Genomic DNA, 1,145 nt, shown 5'->3' with positions numbered 1-1,145 from the left:
GCGGTAACCGTCAGTCCTGCCAGGATGTCCTTGGATAATTTGGTCACGGAATAATCGGAGAACTCACGCGACAAATCCTTGAAAAAGGCGAAATTGTTCAGCAAGCTACTTTCACGCACCCCACCCACCCCCATAACTACCATTGTATGATTATGGGCCAAGCATAGAACTTTCGCTTCACTAGCTCAAGTGACTGAAAGTGCTGCTTTCTTACTTCTTGGGCACAATCTCCAACCAATATCCATCGGGATCCACGATGAAATAAATGCCCATGTTGGTATTCTCATAACAGATGCACCCCATAGCACGATGCTTGGCACGGGCGGCCTCCATGTCATCAACCTCGAAAGCCAGGTGGAACTCATTGTCCCCCAGATTGTAGGTGCCTTTCTCCCAATTGCGCAACCAGGTAAGCTCCAGCTGATGCTTCGATTGTCCATCACCAAGGAAAACAAGAATAAAGGAGTTGTCGGCGGCGACCTTGCGTCGGACCTCGACCAAGCCAAGAGCCTCCTTATAGAAAGCAAGAGACTTATCCAAATCGGTGACATTGAAATTATTATGGGCGAACGTGAATTTCATAGATTCCTCCAGGTTTGTATTTCGTTTGTGAGTTGCAGTACCTCTACACCCGTATCTTTCAGCTCGGCCTTCAGGTTTGCACACACTGAGCTATCCTTCCAAAAGTGCATGGGGATCAGGGTCTTGACCTTCACCCTCTCCACGAGGTCCTTCGCCCCCAGGCTGTAGAAAGGTCCGAGCCGTGGGTCCACAGGTACGAATGCAATATCGAGCTTGGTGGGAAGCAACCTGAGTTGAGCGTGGTAATCACGCTTCATCTGTTGGTTGTAAGCCTCACTCTCACCCTCCCAATGCCAGTGGTTGAGATCCCCTGCATAGTAAATGGTCCTGCCCTCGGCCTGTATGACAAAAGCAACACCCTCGTCGGTGGAAGCCAGGGTCCTGACCGCCACATCATGAATGCTGATCTCCTCATAGGGTCCCATCCAACGGACCTGTACATGGTGCGGCACCAGGTGGGTGGCGATATCGGAGGAGAGAATGAACACCGTAGGCCCCCCCTGCCTTTGGGCAAGAGAGAAAATCGCCTCGTTGAAGTGGTCTCCATGCCGATGACTGGCGAA

The 1,145-nt window shown here is 51.4% G+C and carries 2 protein-coding genes; both read right to left on the bottom strand.

Annotation, left to right across the window (positions count from 1 at the left end; genetic code table 11):
* Positions 1-210 precede the first annotated feature (210 nt).
* Positions 211-582: a VOC family protein gene (locus B3F49_RS00895; RefSeq protein ID WP_293893038.1), complete on the bottom strand. Its 372-nt coding sequence runs from the start codon at positions 580-582 to the stop codon at positions 211-213.
* The coding region (locus B3F49_RS00890; RefSeq protein WP_293908579.1) for an MBL fold metallo-hydrolase at positions 579-1,145 on the bottom strand (567 nt) is incomplete at its 5' end. The genes B3F49_RS00895 and B3F49_RS00890, both read right to left, overlap by 4 nt.

It is taken from the genome of Sphaerochaeta sp. UBA5836, assembly GCF_002432845.1.
Classification (GTDB): Bacteria; Spirochaetota; Spirochaetia; order Sphaerochaetales; family Sphaerochaetaceae; genus Sphaerochaeta.
This window is presented reverse-complemented; position numbering and strand designations above follow the sequence as displayed.

What these genes read in the sequence shown, in the direction of transcription:
- B3F49_RS00895 (WP_293893038.1), bottom strand. Translation starts at nt 582, where the DNA reads ATGAAATTCACGTTCGCCCATAATAATTTCAATGTCACCGATTTGGAT.